The organism is Halorubrum sp. B52 (assembly GCF_059752555.1).
Genome location: NZ_MWTG01000005.1, coordinates 1 through 14531, shown reverse-complemented (window position 1 = coordinate 14531; position 14531 = coordinate 1). Strand labels below are relative to the sequence as shown.

At 60.9% G+C, this 14531-nt stretch carries 20 protein-coding genes and 1 pseudogene; 8 read left to right on the top strand and 13 right to left on the bottom strand.

The window, feature by feature from the left end; translation table 11 throughout:
* Positions 1-40 precede the first annotated feature (40 nt).
* Both B4V04_RS00955 and B4V04_RS00950 read left to right on the top strand, forming a co-directional pair.
* Complete coding sequence (locus B4V04_RS00955) at positions 41-1015, top strand: PLP-dependent cysteine synthase family protein (protein WP_142980530.1); 975 nt, start codon at positions 41-43, stop codon at positions 1013-1015.
* Positions 1012-1875: pseudogene (locus tag B4V04_RS00950) on the top strand (PLP-dependent transferase); the annotation flags it as partial. The gene B4V04_RS00955 and the pseudogene B4V04_RS00950, both read left to right, overlap by 4 nt.
* A 197-nt stretch (positions 1876-2072) precedes the next feature.
* Here B4V04_RS00950 and B4V04_RS00945 read toward each other — a convergent pair.
* On the bottom strand, positions 2073-2504 hold the full coding sequence (locus B4V04_RS00945) for a helix-turn-helix domain-containing protein (RefSeq protein WP_058365045.1): 432 nt from the start codon (positions 2502-2504) through the stop codon (positions 2073-2075).
* A gap of 132 nt (positions 2505-2636) precedes the next feature.
* Between B4V04_RS00945 and B4V04_RS00940 the strand changes: the two genes are divergently transcribed.
* Positions 2637-3212 carry a DUF8170 family protein gene (locus tag B4V04_RS00940; protein ID WP_058365044.1) on the top strand — a complete coding sequence of 192 codons (576 nt, stop codon included), beginning with the start codon at positions 2637-2639 and terminating at the stop codon, positions 3210-3212.
* A 46-nt stretch (positions 3213-3258) separates the two neighbouring features.
* On the top strand, positions 3259-3699 hold the full coding sequence (locus B4V04_RS00935) for a TRAM domain-containing protein (RefSeq protein ID WP_058365043.1): 441 nt from the start codon (positions 3259-3261) through the stop codon (positions 3697-3699).
* Between the two features lie 88 nt (positions 3700-3787).
* Here B4V04_RS00935 and B4V04_RS00930 read toward each other — a convergent pair whose 3' ends face one another.
* From B4V04_RS00930 to B4V04_RS00915, 4 genes are all read right to left on the bottom strand, one after another.
* Positions 3788-4000 (bottom strand): SUI1 family translation initiation factor, encoded by a 213-nt coding sequence (locus tag B4V04_RS00930; RefSeq protein ID WP_235853656.1) that lies wholly within the window; start codon positions 3998-4000, stop codon positions 3788-3790.
* Positions 4001-4199: 199 nt separating this feature from the next.
* On the bottom strand, positions 4200-4853 hold the full coding sequence (locus tag B4V04_RS00925; RefSeq protein ID WP_089769851.1) for a hypothetical protein: 654 nt from the start codon (positions 4851-4853) through the stop codon (positions 4200-4202).
* 12 nt (positions 4854-4865) lie between these two features.
* On the bottom strand, positions 4866-6785 hold the full coding sequence (locus B4V04_RS00920; protein WP_123115057.1) for a heavy metal translocating P-type ATPase: 1920 nt from the start codon (positions 6783-6785) through the stop codon (positions 4866-4868).
* Positions 6786-6789: 4 nt separating this feature from the next.
* Positions 6790-7005, bottom strand: a complete 216-nt coding sequence (locus B4V04_RS00915; protein ID WP_006667201.1) for a heavy-metal-associated domain-containing protein — start codon at positions 7003-7005, stop codon at positions 6790-6792.
* Positions 7006-7202: 197 nt separating this feature from the next.
* Between B4V04_RS00915 and B4V04_RS00910 the strand changes: the two genes are divergently transcribed.
* Positions 7203-7727 (top strand): ArsR/SmtB family transcription factor, encoded by a 525-nt coding sequence (locus tag B4V04_RS00910; RefSeq protein ID WP_123115056.1) that lies wholly within the window; start codon positions 7203-7205, stop codon positions 7725-7727.
* A gap of 210 nt (positions 7728-7937) precedes the next feature.
* Here the strand turns inward: B4V04_RS00910 and B4V04_RS00905 are convergent, their stop codons facing one another.
* The 3 genes from B4V04_RS00905 to B4V04_RS00895 all read right to left on the bottom strand — a co-directional run bounded on the left by B4V04_RS00905 (position 7938) and on the right by B4V04_RS00895 (position 8957).
* The gene (locus B4V04_RS00905; protein WP_058365174.1) at positions 7938-8231 is read right to left on the bottom strand and encodes a hypothetical protein; all 294 of its coding nucleotides are present in this window, start codon (positions 8229-8231) and stop codon (positions 7938-7940) included.
* 9 nt (positions 8232-8240) lie between these two features.
* Complete coding sequence (locus tag B4V04_RS00900) at positions 8241-8609, bottom strand: SHOCT domain-containing protein (RefSeq protein ID WP_058365173.1); 369 nt, start codon at positions 8607-8609, stop codon at positions 8241-8243.
* A gap of 126 nt (positions 8610-8735) precedes the next feature.
* A complete protein-coding gene (locus B4V04_RS00895; RefSeq protein WP_058365172.1) occupies positions 8736-8957 on the bottom strand; it encodes a hypothetical protein in 222 nt (73 codons plus the stop codon).
* A 502-nt stretch (positions 8958-9459) separates the two neighbouring features.
* On the opposite strand from B4V04_RS00895, the gene B4V04_RS00890 reads away from it, so the two are divergent.
* Genes B4V04_RS00890 through B4V04_RS00880 form a run of 3 tightly spaced genes read left to right on the top strand, consistent with a single transcriptional unit; the run spans position 9460 to position 11664 of the window.
* Complete coding sequence (locus B4V04_RS00890) at positions 9460-10185, top strand: ABC transporter ATP-binding protein (protein WP_233514217.1); 726 nt, start codon at positions 9460-9462, stop codon at positions 10183-10185.
* Between the two features lie 55 nt (positions 10186-10240).
* Entirely contained in the window at positions 10241-10915 is a 675-nt protein-coding gene (locus B4V04_RS00885; RefSeq protein WP_310930776.1) for an ABC transporter permease, read from the top strand.
* On the top strand, positions 10912-11664 hold the full coding sequence (locus B4V04_RS00880; protein ID WP_310902078.1) for an ABC transporter permease: 753 nt from the start codon (positions 10912-10914) through the stop codon (positions 11662-11664). Before B4V04_RS00885 ends, B4V04_RS00880 begins: the two co-directional genes overlap by 4 nt.
* A gap of 78 nt (positions 11665-11742) precedes the next feature.
* On the opposite strand, the gene B4V04_RS00875 is transcribed toward B4V04_RS00880, so the two are convergent.
* The 5 genes from B4V04_RS00875 to B4V04_RS00855 form a co-directional block, all read right to left on the bottom strand.
* Positions 11743-12495 carry a plastocyanin/azurin family copper-binding protein gene (locus tag B4V04_RS00875; protein ID WP_310902079.1) on the bottom strand — a complete coding sequence of 251 codons (753 nt, stop codon included), beginning with the start codon at positions 12493-12495 and terminating at the stop codon, positions 11743-11745.
* A gap of 19 nt (positions 12496-12514) precedes the next feature.
* A complete protein-coding gene (locus tag B4V04_RS00870; protein ID WP_310902080.1) occupies positions 12515-12823 on the bottom strand; it encodes a thioredoxin family protein in 309 nt (102 codons plus the stop codon).
* A gap of 123 nt (positions 12824-12946) precedes the next feature.
* Positions 12947-13300, bottom strand: coding sequence for an SHOCT domain-containing protein (locus B4V04_RS00865; protein WP_498228522.1), 354 nt, complete (start codon positions 13298-13300; stop codon positions 12947-12949).
* Between the two features lie 2 nt (positions 13301-13302).
* On the bottom strand, positions 13303-13725 hold the full coding sequence (locus tag B4V04_RS00860) for a DUF302 domain-containing protein (protein ID WP_312621665.1): 423 nt from the start codon (positions 13723-13725) through the stop codon (positions 13303-13305).
* Positions 13726-14246: 521 nt separating this feature from the next.
* Positions 14247-14531, bottom strand: a 285-nt coding sequence (locus B4V04_RS00855) for an SHOCT domain-containing protein (RefSeq protein ID WP_498228520.1), incomplete at its 5' end; no start/stop codon positions are given.

Here is a 14531-nt window from a genome sequence, read left to right as displayed (position 1 = left end):
GCGTACCGTCCACAGATTGCCCACCACACGACCCAGAGACCTGACTCGTTACACCGACTCCGACGCATCGCTCCTCGAAACAATCGGCAACACCCCGATCGTCGAACTCGACGCGACGCCCAGCGACGTGTCCGTCTACGCGAAGCTGGAGATGTTCAACCCCGGCGGCAGCGTGAAAGACCGAATCGGCAAGCACATCCTCGAACGCGGCGACATCTCTCCCGGCGGCACGATTGTCGAACCGACAGCCGGAAACACCGGCATCGGAATGGCGATCGCCGCCACTCGACTCGGCCTCGAGACGGTCTTCGTCGTTCCCCGCGGATTCAGCAAGGAGAAAGAACGACTGATGGCCGCGCTCGGTGCGGAGATCGTTCACATCTCCGGTGATGCGGGGATGGGGGAGGCTGCCGAAACGCCCCACGAGATTACCGACCGGCGCGACGATGCCGTCGTCCCACAGCAGTTTGCGACGCCGTTGAACGTCGAGGCCCACTACGAGACGACGGGCTGGGAGATCCTCGATACGCTCGGCGAGCACGTCGGCACAATCGTTGCGGGCGTCGGTTCCAGCGGGACGCTGATGGGCGTCACCCGGGCCGTGCGTGAGCGTGTCCCCGACGTCCACGTCGTAGCCGTCGAGCCCTCCGGTTCGACGTTTGGCGAACTCCTGAACCGAGAACGCGAAGAGGCACCATACAAGACCAAAGGCATCGGCACACACGACCCGGACGTGACCGGGCTGCTCGATCCAGACGCTATTGACGACATTCGGACGGTTAGCGACCGGGACGCACACGCCGGAGTGACTCGTCTCGCCGCTGAAGAGGGGCATCTTGTCGGCTCCAGTTCTGGTGCGGCGAGCGTCGCTGCACGCGAGGTCGCCGAAGAGGCCGCGGCTGGTGAACTCGATCTCCCGGCACCGGCTGTCGTTACGGTGTTTCCCGATGGCAGCGAACGGTACCTCTCGAAGAACATCTACGGTTCCTTCGAGGCCTGGGAGGGGAAAGCATGAGCGACGACCAGAGAGACGAGACGCACGATGCTGGCCGGTTCGACACGCGGGCGATCCACGCAGGCCAGCGCCCGGACTCGGATACCGGCGCAGTCATGACGCCCATCTACGCCTCCTCGACGTTCGCCCAGGACGCGCCCGGCGATCACCGTGGCTACGAGTACTCGCGAACCGACAACCCGACGTGAGCGGCACTGGAAGCGAATCTCGCCAGCCTCGAAAACGGAGCGTACAGGCGGGCGTTCGCCAGCGGGATGGCCGCGATCAACACGGTCCTGAATCTGCTCGAAGCAGGCGATCACGTCGTGGTCGGCGAAGACGTCTACGGCGGGACCCATCGGCTATTCACGCAGGTCTACGAGGATTACGACCTCACGTTCGACTTCGTCGACACGACCGACCGCGACGCAGTCCGAGAGGCGGTCTCCTCGGCGACGGAAGTCGTGTGGCTCGAGACGCCGACGAATCCACTTATGTAGGGCGTCGATATCGCGGAGACCGCCGAAATCGTACACGAGTACGGCGCTCTCTGTACCGTGGACAACACATTCGCGACACCGTATCTCCAGCGCCCATTAGAGTTAGGCGCAGATATCGTCGCTCATTCGTTGACGAAGTACCTCGGCGAACACTCCGATGTCGTCGGCGGCGCCCTGGTCACGGACGACGAAGGTCTGGACGAGCAGTTGGGGTTCTACCAGAACAGCGTGGGAGCGACACCGGACCCGTTCGCGTGCTTCCTCGTCCTTCGCGGAACGAAGACGCTCCCCGTCCGGATGGACCGACACAGTGGGAACGCCCGCGACCTTGCGGCGTGGCTCGACGATCATCAGTCACTCACGCTCTTGATTTGGCTCGGACGTACGATCCGACACCTCATGCCCCCTACATTCACAGCCTCGGAGGATGGAATTGATGCGTGCCTTCTGTTACGATTCATCTGTTCTGAATCGAAATCGAGACTGATCTCCATTGTGGGCTTTGCGCTGGTTACATTTCCAGAATATCTCGAATGTCGAGCTCTCCGTTCAGCAAAACGCACGCTCCGCGGTCTATTTCAGTTCCGTTCATCTGGACGGTCGACGTCTTCGGCGGTCTTGATTTCGTCCGTTTTCTCGACTTCGGCGAATAGCTCTCGGTACGCATCGGGCTCGAAGAGGTTGTTCCGGTCGAACAGCTCGCGGGCGGCATTGGTGAGCTGAAAGAACCGGTATGGCTGGCCCCGCTCGAGCCCCTCACGATCTCGCTCGATGGCCTTGATCAGCCCCACCTCCTCCAGCCGAATGAGGTGGTCGGTGAGCGTCGACGCGGCGACGCTCGGGTTGTAGTATTCGAGTTCTTTCTTCGAGGGCGCGCCTTTCGGATGACCGACAATCGTCCCGATGATATTCGCGCGGGTCGTGTCGTCGAGGGCACTCAACGCTGCGATCGGATCGAGGCCGGCCGCGTTCTCGGCTGGCGTGAGCGGGGTGGCGTCAGGCCGGGACATTGTGTCTCAGTGTTTGTCCCCTGGTCAGATAACCATTTCGGTGAAACTCGAAGTGGTACCCAGAGTGCCGGGGCATTCCACTTCCGGTCGTATTTCCGTACCGTTAGGTGGCGGTAGTGAATCCTACCCAGTATGACCAACGACGACGCTACCCGTCCCGTCATCGACAAATTGGGTGACCAGCCGGGCGAGACGCTCACACCCGAACGGGTCGAGGCGATCCAGACCGCGATGCACGAGGACCTCGGACGATTCATCAACAACACGTCCTACTTCGTTCTCGGTTCCTACGGTGAGGAGGAGCGACCACGATTGGAGGCTGTTCGCGACCAACTTGCGAGCGATGCCGCAGCCTCAAACTCCGATGATGGTGTCGACGCATTCCTGATGGACGATATTCTGGACATCTCGGAGTTCTTCACGTCGAAATTCAAGCTGTTGGTCAGCTACGCGGATCATATCGTCGGGGTGTACGAACACTCCCAGGGCGGACACGCGTGGGAAGCGGGCTACATCGATCAGCCGACCTATCGGGAGCGAACGCGAGCCTTCTATCGAACGTACGAGACTGAGGAGGAACAGTACGCGGCCTACGACGGGATGTTCGCACACTATCTCCTCTCGATGGAGCGGGTGGATCGTGCGTACACGTGGACGACGCCCGATGACCTTCGTGACTATATTGAGGATGCTTACGCGCCGGACTGACGGCGTGAGGAACGACTATTTGCGTCGGATACTGAATCTTCTCGTGATGGTCGACATCCCTGATACACTTCGCTCGGTATTTACTGCGACTATTGAGTCCGAGGACGGAAGCTGCACATTCGAGGTTCCAGCGAGTGAGGTACGTCACGACGCTATTCAACCCGGTGAAACGTATCGAATCGCTGTTCTCGAAACCGGGCATACAACGGCGCTATCCGATACACCGTCCGCGGACAGATCGTCTGAGACCTCCCCGACCACTCAGGAGCAGGGACCCCCCGAGCCGCCTGTTGAAGAGGGTGAGATTCGGGAGGTGACGATTGAGACGATTGGTGACCAGGGCGACGGCATCGCGAAGGTTGACCGCGGTTACGTCGTGATCGTTCCGGAGGGGCAGCCCGGTGACGAACCGACCGTTGAGATCGAACAGGTGCAACAGAACGTCGCCTTTGCTACGATCGTTGAGCCGGACCCCCGAACGCTGTGAGTGCTCCTCTACCAAATCGTTTAGTTGATGCTGTCGGTAACGACGGAACCAGTGGAGTGTTCTACAGGATATGAAGAATCGTACTGTTTTATCTGACGGAGTATCCGTTTGCTTTGAGAAGTTCGCGGACGCGTTCCTCGTGATCGCCCTGGAGTTCGATGTGCCCTTCTTTGACGGTGCCACCAGTTCCAAGTGTAGATTTCAGTTCTGAGGCGAGTGAGTCGAGATCGGTGCCACCTTCGAACCCCTCGACGACGACCATTTTCTTTCCATACCGGCGTTCTTCCGTTCGGACAGTCACCTGTTCTGTCGCCCGATCGAGATCAGCGAGCGGATTGCCCCATCGAATCAGTAGCGTAGATAATTTCGATGAGATGGTGCGAGAGCGGTATTCTCATATCAGGCTGGAGAGTTAGGAGACGTTGCTATCGAGGCGCTCGAAGATATCGACAGTATACCGCAGTGAATTCATATAGCGTACGAGGGCTGCACTGTCGTGTTCACACCGCTTCGACGGTGAACAGCGAATCGTCGTTGAGGACGACCTGCACGCGCCGGTGCCAGGCCTCGGCGAATGCCGCCCGCTGCTCCTCGCTCGCGGACCCCTCTAGAATCCGCTGGAGATTCCCGATTGCGGGGCCGCCGTCGGGAACGTCGCTGACGTGGTAGGTCACTTCAACAGTCTCGTCCGTATCGGTTCGCCGGAACCGGAACGTCGGTTCGTGCGTGCCCGGGTCGAACGCGTCGAAGACGAGGAGATCACGACGGCTCCCGTGACCACCGGCGAGCCCGCTGAATCCGTCGTCGTCGGTCGCGCCAGTCACGTACGAAATGATGCGCCCCATCACGCCGTACGCAGCATCGTCTCGCGGGCCGGCTGCCTGGACTTCGATTTCGCTTCGGATTGGATAGTCATCGGGATACAGGGCATCGAGCCCGAGCTGGACGATCCGGTAGGCGCCCGAGGCAGTCGGACAGGAGTGACCGGCCTCTTTCACCGCGTCCGTGTAGGTGACGACGAACGGATCGCCTGATGTGAGGACGCCGAGGGCCTCCGCGACGGGGTCGCGGATTTCGATCGGGTCGGCGTCGTAGTCGACCTGCCAGTCGGTGCTAGTGTGCGTCGCGTCAGTCGCAGGTGAATTTGTTGTCATTGGTTGTGGAGATTAGTGTCGGAGCAGTCGCATCCCGTTGAGGATGACGAGGAGAACGCTGGCTTCGTGGACGAGCATCCCGGCGGCGAGCGTGACGTAACTGGTGAGCACGCCAGCGAGCAGGACGGTCACGGTCAGCACCGCGAGCCCGACGTTCTCGAGGACGTTCCAGCGCGTCGCTTTACTGAGTGTGACCGCGTACGGGATGCGTTCGAGATCGTCGGCCATCAGCGCCATGTCCGCCGTCTCGATGGCGGTGTCCGTGCCGGCAGCGCCCATCGCGATACCGACGTCGGCGGTCGCCAGCGATGGCGCGTCGTTGATGCCATCGCCGACCATCGCAACGACGTGGCCGTCGGCCTGGTATTCTTCGATGACGGTCTGTTTGTCCTCGGGGAGGAGTTCGGCGCGGTACTCGTCGATGCCCACTTCCCCTGCGACGGCACTTGCCGTCCGCTCGTTGTCGCCGGTGAGCATCACCGTCTCGATGCCGGCATCCTGAAGCGCCGCTACGACGCCAGGAGCGGCCTCTCGAAGTTCGTCGCGCATCGCGATCACGCCGATGATGCTGCCGTCTCGCACGACGTGGACGACCGTCTCACCGCGTTCCTCGCGGCCACGGACGTACTCGGCGATGTAATCCGGGATGTCGATGCTGCGGTCGTCGAGCAGCGCTCGGTTCCCAACGACGACCTCGTGGCCGTCCGTATGGGCGACGACACCCTTGCCGGCGACCACGTCGAAGTCATCCGGATCCGGAACCGACCGGTGTTCGGCGCTCGCGGCATCGGAATGGGCGACCGCAGTTCCGCCATCGGTTGCGGCGGTCGGACGGTCGCGTGCTGCGTCGACGATGGCGTCGGCGAGGTGGTGTTCGCTTTTCTTCTCGGCAGTCGCCGCGAGCGAGATTACCTCGTCGTCGTCGACGCCAAACCCCTCGACGTCGGCGACGGTGGTCTCGCCCTTCGTGAGGGTGCCGGTCTTGTCGAAGGCAACGAGGTCGATCTTGCCGGCACGTTCGAGGTGTTCGCCACCCTTCATCAGGACTCCCGACCGGGCGGCGTTCCCGATGGCCGAGACGATGCTGACCGGCGGTCCGATGACCAGCGCGCCCGGACAGCCGATGACCAGCAAGGTGAGCGACAGGATCGCGTTCTGCGTGACTGCGTACGCGCCGATTGCGAGCACGATGACGGCTGGGGTGTAGTACTTCGCGAACCGGTCGATGAGACTCTCCGTGGGCGACTGGGCCTCCTGGGCCTCCTCGACGCGGCGGATGATGCGCTCGAGCGTCGTATCCGAGCCCGCACCCGTCGTCTGGACCTCCAGTGCGCCTTCCTGGTTGACCGTCCCCGCGTAGACTTCGTCACCGTCGGTCTTGTGAACGGGCGCGCTCTCGCCGGTGACCGGGGCCTGATTGACGGCACTCTCGCCGTCGACGACGCTCCCGTCGACCGGGATCTTTCCGCCCGGTTTCACGATGACAACTTCACCCTCCTCGACGTCGCGGGCAGGTACTTCTTGGAGGTCTCCGTCGCGACGGACGGTCGCCGTGTCGGGCGTCATCTCCAGAAGTTCCTGGAGGGCCGTCCGGGTCTTCCGCATCGTCCGGCCTTCTAGGTAGCTGCCGAGGCTGAACAGGAAGACGACGGCGGCAGCTTCCCAGTATTCGCCGATGACGATGGCACCAATGGCCGCCAAGGTCACGAGCGTCTTGATGCCGAGCGTTCGGTTGGTGACCTCGTAGTAGGCGGTTTTGGCGATGTCGTAGCCGCCGATGATCGCCGCGAGGATGAGAATACCGGCACTCGCTGTATCGAAGCCGGTGAAGTGGCCGAGGCTCCAGCCGCCACCGTAGAGGAGGCCGCTGGACGCCGTGACGATGGCTTTCCGGTTCTTCCGGTAGTACTGTGTGATCGTTTGTGCGTTCATTGGTCTAGGCGGGCTGGGGCGTGTAGCCCTGGTTTTCGATGGCCTGTGCGAAGGCGTCGGGGTCAGCGACGTCGTCGTCGTACTCGATCTCGACTCGGCCGGTCGTGTAGTGGACTTTCACATTCTGGACGCCGTCGACGTTCGAGAGGGCGCGTTCAACGGTGCTCGCGCAGGTCGGGCAGTCGAAGTCCATCACACGGAGTTGGGTCGTTTCGTTCATCACAGTTCTACGTAGCACCCGGACCGCCATATACATTTTTTAGATGATATGTTTGAATAGAGATATAGGTCGTTGGAACAGTCCAATAGGTCGTCTAGGGCTTCGACTCGATCCGACCGCAGGCCAGTCGTCCGGTCGAAGTGCTCGACAGCAGTGTTCGCCGCTACCTTTTCCCGCACGTGTCTCACAGTCCCATTATGAGCAGTTCCGGTGCCGACCACCATCTCGACGACATCGCGATCAGGGATACCCGCGTTTCGGACGCCATCGACGAACCAATGCGAGCGATGATCCTCGACATACTGGCCGATGAGGCACGGACGGCAGGCGAGGTTCACGACCGACTCACCGATCGAGGGATCGAGCGGACCGAAAACACCGTTCGGCACCACATCAACGAACTCCGCGATTCCGGACTCGTAGACGTCGTCCGCTTTGAGGAGGGGCGTGGCGGCACGACGAAGTACTACCACGCGAACACGATCGTCCTCTCGTACTCACTACCGGGTTCGGCTGATGCCGCCGTGGAGGAGATGACGGATGCTATCCAGCCGCAGGTCACGGAGGCACTGAACCATCTCACGGAGGAGTACGAGGAATCTATCGAGGAGATCACAACGGAGATGCAGCCGTGTGACCACTGTCGGAACCAGAAGTACGAGACGTACGTCCTGCTGACCGTCCTGCGGCGAGCGTTCGTCCGCGCTCAGCGGGAATCGTAAGCGACGCCAGTGACTCATAACGATATTTACTGACTCGGTCCATGGTGAGAGACTCCGTTGTTGTTGGATCTTCTGGTCACCCCATTCAGGACCCGTGTTCCCCGTGTCGCGCACGATCACCCGGGTGAAACGAATTGGCAGATGAAATCGCACGCCGTGAAGAGAACGTTAACAGCGTCGACATCGTCGAAACACGAGTGATTGGGGGCGTTAATCGTTGTCGAGTTCGGAACCCGCGTCTCCTTCGGCGAAGATTCGCCGGGAGATGATCGTTCCGTCAGAGATGGAATCAGGTTCGTCACGGCGGACGAAGCGTTTCTTGAGAACGTCGTAGGCGAACAGACTCGCACCGATGATAACGAAGCCCCAGTGGTAGCCTCCGACGTAGATCGTCCTGTCGACGCCGTCGCCACTGCCCGGGAGATTTCCAACGCATCCGGAGAGACCTGCGATGCCGGCTCCGAGCGCAGTGAGAAACTCGCGTCGCTGTACTGTCGAGGACATGATTGCAGACTACTGCGACTCCTCGCGGGTGAGTTTCGCACGCCGTTCCTCGAACTCCTCGTCGGAGAGGTCGCCACGAGCGTACGCCACTCGGAGTTCCTCGAGTGCTCTATCGCTGGTCAGCGACGACCCGACACCACCGACGAGGCCGCGATAGAGGAGGTAGCCGATGCCGACGAGGACAACGAGCCAGACGAGCATCATTCCGATACCCCACAGCGGTGAGAGGCCGCCGGCCATGCCACCACCCCACCACCAGCCCATCATGCCCATCATCGGCATCGCGAACACCATCATCAACAGCGGGAACAGGACGATCACCGCGAGGACGATCAGGACGATGCGGAGCAGGCCGTCGGACGTGCGCTCTTTTGACATAGTGAACCACTACGGACTTCGTTGGCTGCATTCATAAAGTTGGACGGCCAGTACTGCTCCGTTGGTGGTTCCTAGGTTGGGTGGCGGCTAATACGTCGCTCTGTGTCTTGCTTGGGGCGAATCCACTCAGCAGCAGTCGGGGTCGTCGGGCGACCACTCACACGCGTTGCCAGTCGTCAAGTTGTTTTCGTCAACGTAGGTCGAGAGACACGCGTAGTTGCAGAAGTAGGTCGGCGACCCGCAGTCGTCGGTACAGTCGCGCACACAGATCGGGTCGTGGTCGAAGATACGCGACCTGCAGTAGGCGCACGTCTCATCAACGTTGGGGAGTTCGACGGTCGTAGACATACCTGTGCTACGGGCACGAGTCAAAAACGCATTTCGCCAGCTGACCATCGATATACTCCGCCTCCGGGCTGAAGGCGGTGTGTGAGTGACAAGGAACGACTAGAACTCGATCGCTCCGATCATCGGCTCGCCGACACACTTCGGGCAGACATCGGTGTCGTATTCCGCCATACAGTGTCGGTGGCAGGAGATCCCGCAGTGCTCGCAGACGAACACCTCATCGTCGCGAGCGCATTCCGAGTCACAGATGTAGCACTGAACCATGGATACTCGAACCTTGACTTGAAAACCGCATCAACACTATGTTCGGGGCCTGATAGATGTCTGATTTTCATGACGGCTACCGACCAAGTCTACTCCTGTTTGGAGACAAAAGGAATGCCAAATCGTTGGCTATCCATTGCTCTCTTCGTGATACAACCCGATCTCAGGGTAATTTGACGGGGTTAACTTTCGATTCTTAACAACAATTCGATTGAATGAGTAGAACGTCTTTCCACGTATGGAAATGACCACGGCGCCCACGGAGACGGTCGATGGTAGCAAGACGCTCGTTCGAGGCAACGTTCTCGAGAAAACCTACGGGTCACGACTTCCGTTGGGACGGTCGACGCCCGTTCTCACCGGTGCGGATATCGAGGTCCGTGCCGGCGAGATCGTCGGCATCGTCGGCGAGAATGGGTCGGGCAAGTCCACGCTGATGAAGATTCTCGTCGGGGTTCTCGACCACGACGCGGGCACGGTCGAACGGTATGGAACCGTCGGATGGTGTCCGCAGGAACCCCTGCTCTACGATCGGTTGACCGTCTCTGAAACCTTCCGGCTCTTCGGCGCCGGGTACGGGATGAGTCGCGAGGAGATCGACGCGGCGAAGCAAAGACTGGCGGACGAACTCGACTTCGAGCAGTACCTTGACTACCGGGTCGACCAGCTTAGCGGTGGGAACCGACAGAAGGTCAACCTCAGCATCGCGTTGATGCACGACCCGGACGTTCTCATGCTCGACGAACCCTACACCGGGTTCGACTGGGAGACTTACCTGCGATTCTGGGACATGGCACAGGACCTCGCGGACGACGGCACTGCCGTCGTCATGATCTCTCACCTCATCGAGGAACGGAGTCGCCTCGACCGCGTCTTCGAGGTGCGGAACGGACTGGTTCACGACGTGACCGACGACGAAACTGAGAGCGAACTCCGAAGCGACCGGGAGGGAGACGATGAATAGGTTCGCCGTGGGCATTCGATCAAACGTTAGGACGTTCCTCAGGACGCCCCTGAACGTGGTCCTCGCGCTGGTGCTGCCGCTCGTGGTCATCGAGGGGTGGGGACAGGCGATGGCGGGGCTACCGCCGATGCCGACCGTCGAGGCGATTCCGCTCGATCTCGGGCGCGTCCTCGGCGCAATCTTCGGCGTCGCCATCATCGCTGGGCTGATGGGTCTGGTCCAGATGATCAGTGCCCGGGAGGCCGACCGACGGCTCGTCCAGACCGGGTACTCGCCGAGGACGTTACTTGCGACGCGGCTGGCGACTCTCGCGGGTGTCACGATTGTCGTCGCGGGGGTGAACTTCGGGGTCCTCTGGCTGACCGTCGAACCCGAGGCACCGCTGCTCGTGTTCGCGTTCCTCGCGCTCGCGGGCGTCGTCTACGCCTTCCTCGGTGCGCTCGTCGGCGCAGTGCTTCCGCGGCTGTTCGAGGGGTCGCTCGTCGTCGTGTTCCTCGCGATGATGGACGCGTTCCTCAGTGGCGACAGCCCGCTCGCCGCGGATGTCCCCGACTTCGTCCAGTACTTCCCGCTGTATCATCCGAAAGAACTTCTCCAGTCGGCCGTCTTCGACGGCACGTTCGCGGCGGGCGACCTCGCCTTCGTTGGCGGATACGTTCTCGTGTTGCTCGTCCTCGTGACTGCCGTATTCGGTGCGACGATGCGCACGTCTGGGGGGTGGTCAGCGTGAATCGAACGGCCACGGCGTTCGGTATCGGGCTCCGGGAACACGCCCGTAACTACGTCCTCGTGGCGCTCCTGGTGATTCTCCCAGTGTCGTTCATCACGCTCGCCTTTGCGGTCACCCAGGACGTCCAAATGCCGGTCCGGACGCTCGTCGACGGCGAGACGACGACCGTGATGCGAGGGATGCCCGAGGTCCATGGCGTGATCATGACACCGATCACGAGCTCGTTTATCGCTGGCTTGGCCGGCCTGTTCCTGATGCGCGAGGCGAGAGATACGGACGGCCGCCTCGCGGTTGTCGGCTATCGCGCCCGCGAGGTTATCGCCGCACGGTTCGGCGTCCTCGCCGTGATCACGCTTGTCGTTGTCGGCGTTTCCGTGGGCGTGATGCTCGTTGACTTCCAGCCCGAACAGCTGTGGTGGTTCGTCGCCGCGATGGTCATCCTTTCAGTTACCTACGGACTTATTGGGATGCTCGTCGGCGCCGTCTTCAACCGTCTGGCCGGCCTGTGGATCATGTTGATCCTCCCGATGATCGACATCGGTCTCTTCCAGGACCCGCTGTTCGTCCAGTCGGAACCCGAGTGGTGGATGAAACTCTTCCCAGGGTATCATCCTGTCCGGGTGATGGTCGATACCGGACTCACGACGGACCTCGATACTGCTATGTCGCTCGGTTGGGGATTCGGCTACCTCCTCGTCGTCGGACTCCTCGCTATTTGGGTGTACTACCGAGGAACTCGAGCGACGTGACGACGCAATCGAAAGAGGGCAACCTCCGCAGACGGACGAATTTACAGACGTCTCCCCGAAGGGGTTTGTTGACTCACCTCACAGGGAACGGTCGTCTTGCCTGTCCTCCAACCGTTCACGACGCTGCTGGAACTCTTCTTCGTCGATCTCACCTCGTGCGTAACGGCGTTGGAGGGTTTCCATCGCAGACGTATCACTCCGGGAAGGAGCGTCACCTCGACCCAGTGCCCAGTAGAGGAGTCCACCGATCAGTCCCAGCATTCCGAGTGCCCCGCCGACGAACGGGACGCCGCCCCATCCGCCCCTCGAGCCACCCATCATGCCCCCTCCGCCGGGCCCCATCATGCCGCTATCGGTGCTCCCGCTTCCGTCGACGTCCGAGCCGATGGCCACGGCGCCGTTCTGAACAATCGTCTCGCTGTCGGGGACCTCGCCGTCCGGTATCGGGCTGTCTTCAGCTGGACCGCCAGGGCTACCAACGACGATGCGACCGACCATGCCGACCGTCTTGTGCGGGATGCAGTAGTAGTCGTACGTGCCTGGCTCTTCGAACGTGTGCTCGAAGCTCCCCTGCGAGATGGTCCCGCTGTCGAATGCGCTGGCGTCGGATGGAATCCGGTCCTCGTAGGCGGTCGCCGAGTGGGCTCCGGCCGCTAGCTCGAAGCGAACGGTCGTGCCGGGTTCGACGTGGAGTCCGATCGGGTCGAAGTAGTTGTTGCCCATCTTCACGACGGACGTCTCCTGTGCGGCGACTGGTTGGGTGAATCCCGCACTCGCGACTGTGCCAGCACCGAGCGCTCCCAGGAACTGGCGTCTACTGTAGTCTGTCATTGTAGCTGGTTGGCTTCTGTTATCCACGGATGATGCTGGCGAGCCGGTTCGCGAGTCCGGGCGATTGCTGGCCGGCGCTCTCGATGGCAGCCTCCAATTCGTCCCGGTCGACGATGCCGATGAACTCGGCCGTCTGTTCCCCGTTCGCATACACGAGCGTCGTTGGCGTCTTTCGGACACCGTACTCTTCGGCCGTCTCCAGATCGGTCTGAATGTCGACCTCCCGGAACTTGACACCCGGATACGCATCTTCGAGGCCCTCGTTTTTCTCTCGTTGCGTTGCGCACGCTCCACAGGTCTCCTGCGTGAACAGGATAACTTCCGTCATAGTAGCTAGTATGGTCTTGTGCCTTTAGCACATTTCTATTTACATCCGAAAGCTGTGAGGGTCACAGATTCCGGATTCCAAGGGGGCGGACGTGAGTAACGCCGGAGGTTGGTGGTCGGACCGTCACTCCGAGCGTTCGAGCTTGTTCCGACGCGCCTCGAACTCTTCCTCGGTGAGATCTCCGCGGGCGTATGCCATACGCAGCTCCTCCATTGCGGGATTCCGCGACGACTGCGATGCCGTCACGCGACGGAAGACGAGATATCCGCCACCAAGCAGGAGGAGGAGGAAGACCAGCTGGACGAGCATCCCGACGAGTGGCCACCAGCCGCTGGTGGTCCCGCCGTAGCCCATCATGCCACCGTAGCCCATCATGCCACCGAACCCCATCCCCATGGTGAGCATGGGGAGGACGATGATTGCCCCGAGGATGAGGAGGACGATGGTCGTGGTGTCGAGTTGATTCGACGAAGACATTGTTACTCCTCCTCCTCCGGCACCGTTCCCAACTCGTCTGAGACCGTCGCGATGACACGCTCGAATCGTTCGTGCACGTCGACCGCGATCTCGTCGAGGTCTGGATTCTCCGTGATGCCGACCAGTTGCTGGGGGTCGACGGCGCTCACGACGATGTCACCGGCGTCCGTCTCGTAGACGATGACGTTACACGGGAGCAGGGCCCCCAATTCCGGCTCTTCGGCGAGGCCTTCGTGGGCGAGTGGCGGGTTACACGCCCCGAGAATTCGGTATTGGTCGACGTCGACATCGAGTTTTTCCTTCAGGGTTGTTTTGACGTTGATGTCACAGAGGATCCCGAAGCCTTCGTCCTGCAGGGCAGTCGTGACTGCGGTTACGACATCGTCGAGCGGTGCATCGATCGTTGTGGTGATGGTGTACGTCATCGGTCTATTGAGTGTTTTTGGCTTCCAAGCTCGCGATGAGCTTCTTTGCTTCCTCTTCGGTCAATCCAGCGCCGCCAGACGCTTCTGAGGCGGTGAATGCACGGAGTCGTCGGCGCTCGGCAGCCTGTCTGCGTTGGTCTCGTGAATCGGTCCGGGTGTTGTGTTGCGAGTTGTTCATTGTGGTGGTTGGTTTTGTTGTGGGCGCGTTTCGAGTCAGTACGTGACTGGGGTCAACGCACGTTGGGTTCTGTTCAGATCGCTTGAGTCATTCCAGACGGGTTCAGAGAGATCGTGTCGTCGGGTTCGCTAAATCTCTCATTCTATTTTTTGTGTGTCCGTTCCTTTTCTACACAATACTACGGACGATTGCTGGATACATAACCAGCTGAGTCCATTTGCTGACCCAGCAAATCGCTCCATCGTTTAACGATACTCTCTTGTGTTCCTCTCCTCCCGGAGGATGCACGCCGGCGATACGAATCCATGTGGAAGACACGGAAAAATGTTAGGGGTAGAAGGCCTCACTGTGTGAGCGAGCTCCGTCGGGTCTCGAACTCCTCGTCCGAGAGTTCACCACGGGCGTAGCGCTCGCGGAGTTCGGCGAGCGCAGTATCCGGCCCAGAGGCCGGTTCCTCGCGGTTAGTTCCGTACACGAAGAGCAGGATGAGTCCGATCAGGAGGAGTGGCCAGAGGAACATCCCGCCCCCGAGCATCCCGAAGCCGCCAAGTCCGCCCATACCGCCCCAGCCGCCGCCCATCATACCGCCGCCGTAGCTTCCACTACCGTGGGCAGCAGCTGTTCCAGT

What these genes read in the sequence shown, in the direction of transcription:
- B4V04_RS00945 (WP_058365045.1), bottom strand. Translation starts at nt 2,504, where the DNA reads ATGTCCCGGCCTGACGCCACCCCGCTCACGCCAGCCGAGAACGCGGCC.
- B4V04_RS00940 (WP_058365044.1), top strand. Translation starts at nt 2,637, where the DNA reads ATGACCAACGACGACGCTACCCGTCCCGTCATCGACAAATTGGGTGAC.
- B4V04_RS00935 (WP_058365043.1), top strand. Translation starts at nt 3,259, where the DNA reads ATGGTCGACATCCCTGATACACTTCGCTCGGTATTTACTGCGACTATT.
- B4V04_RS00925 (WP_089769851.1), bottom strand. Translation starts at nt 4,853, where the DNA reads ATGACAACAAATTCACCTGCGACTGACGCGACGCACACTAGCACCGAC.
- B4V04_RS00920 (WP_123115057.1), bottom strand. Translation starts at nt 6,785, where the DNA reads ATGAACGCACAAACGATCACACAGTACTACCGGAAGAACCGGAAAGCC.
- B4V04_RS00915 (WP_006667201.1), bottom strand. Translation starts at nt 7,005, where the DNA reads ATGAACGAAACGACCCAACTCCGTGTGATGGACTTCGACTGCCCGACC.
- B4V04_RS00910 (WP_123115056.1), top strand. Translation starts at nt 7,203, where the DNA reads ATGAGCAGTTCCGGTGCCGACCACCATCTCGACGACATCGCGATCAGG.
- B4V04_RS00905 (WP_058365174.1), bottom strand. Translation starts at nt 8,231, where the DNA reads ATGTCCTCGACAGTACAGCGACGCGAGTTTCTCACTGCGCTCGGAGCC.
- B4V04_RS00900 (WP_058365173.1), bottom strand. Translation starts at nt 8,609, where the DNA reads ATGTCAAAAGAGCGCACGTCCGACGGCCTGCTCCGCATCGTCCTGATC.
- B4V04_RS00895 (WP_058365172.1), bottom strand. Translation starts at nt 8,957, where the DNA reads ATGTCTACGACCGTCGAACTCCCCAACGTTGATGAGACGTGCGCCTAC.
- B4V04_RS00890 (WP_233514217.1), top strand. Translation starts at nt 9,460, where the DNA reads ATGGAAATGACCACGGCGCCCACGGAGACGGTCGATGGTAGCAAGACG.
- B4V04_RS00875 (WP_310902079.1), bottom strand. Translation starts at nt 12,495, where the DNA reads ATGACAGACTACAGTAGACGCCAGTTCCTGGGAGCGCTCGGTGCTGGC.
- B4V04_RS00870 (WP_310902080.1), bottom strand. Translation starts at nt 12,823, where the DNA reads ATGACGGAAGTTATCCTGTTCACGCAGGAGACCTGTGGAGCGTGCGCA.
- B4V04_RS00865 (WP_498228522.1), bottom strand. Translation starts at nt 13,300, where the DNA reads ATGTCTTCGTCGAATCAACTCGACACCACGACCATCGTCCTCCTCATC.
- B4V04_RS00860 (WP_312621665.1), bottom strand. Translation starts at nt 13,725, where the DNA reads ATGACGTACACCATCACCACAACGATCGATGCACCGCTCGACGATGTC.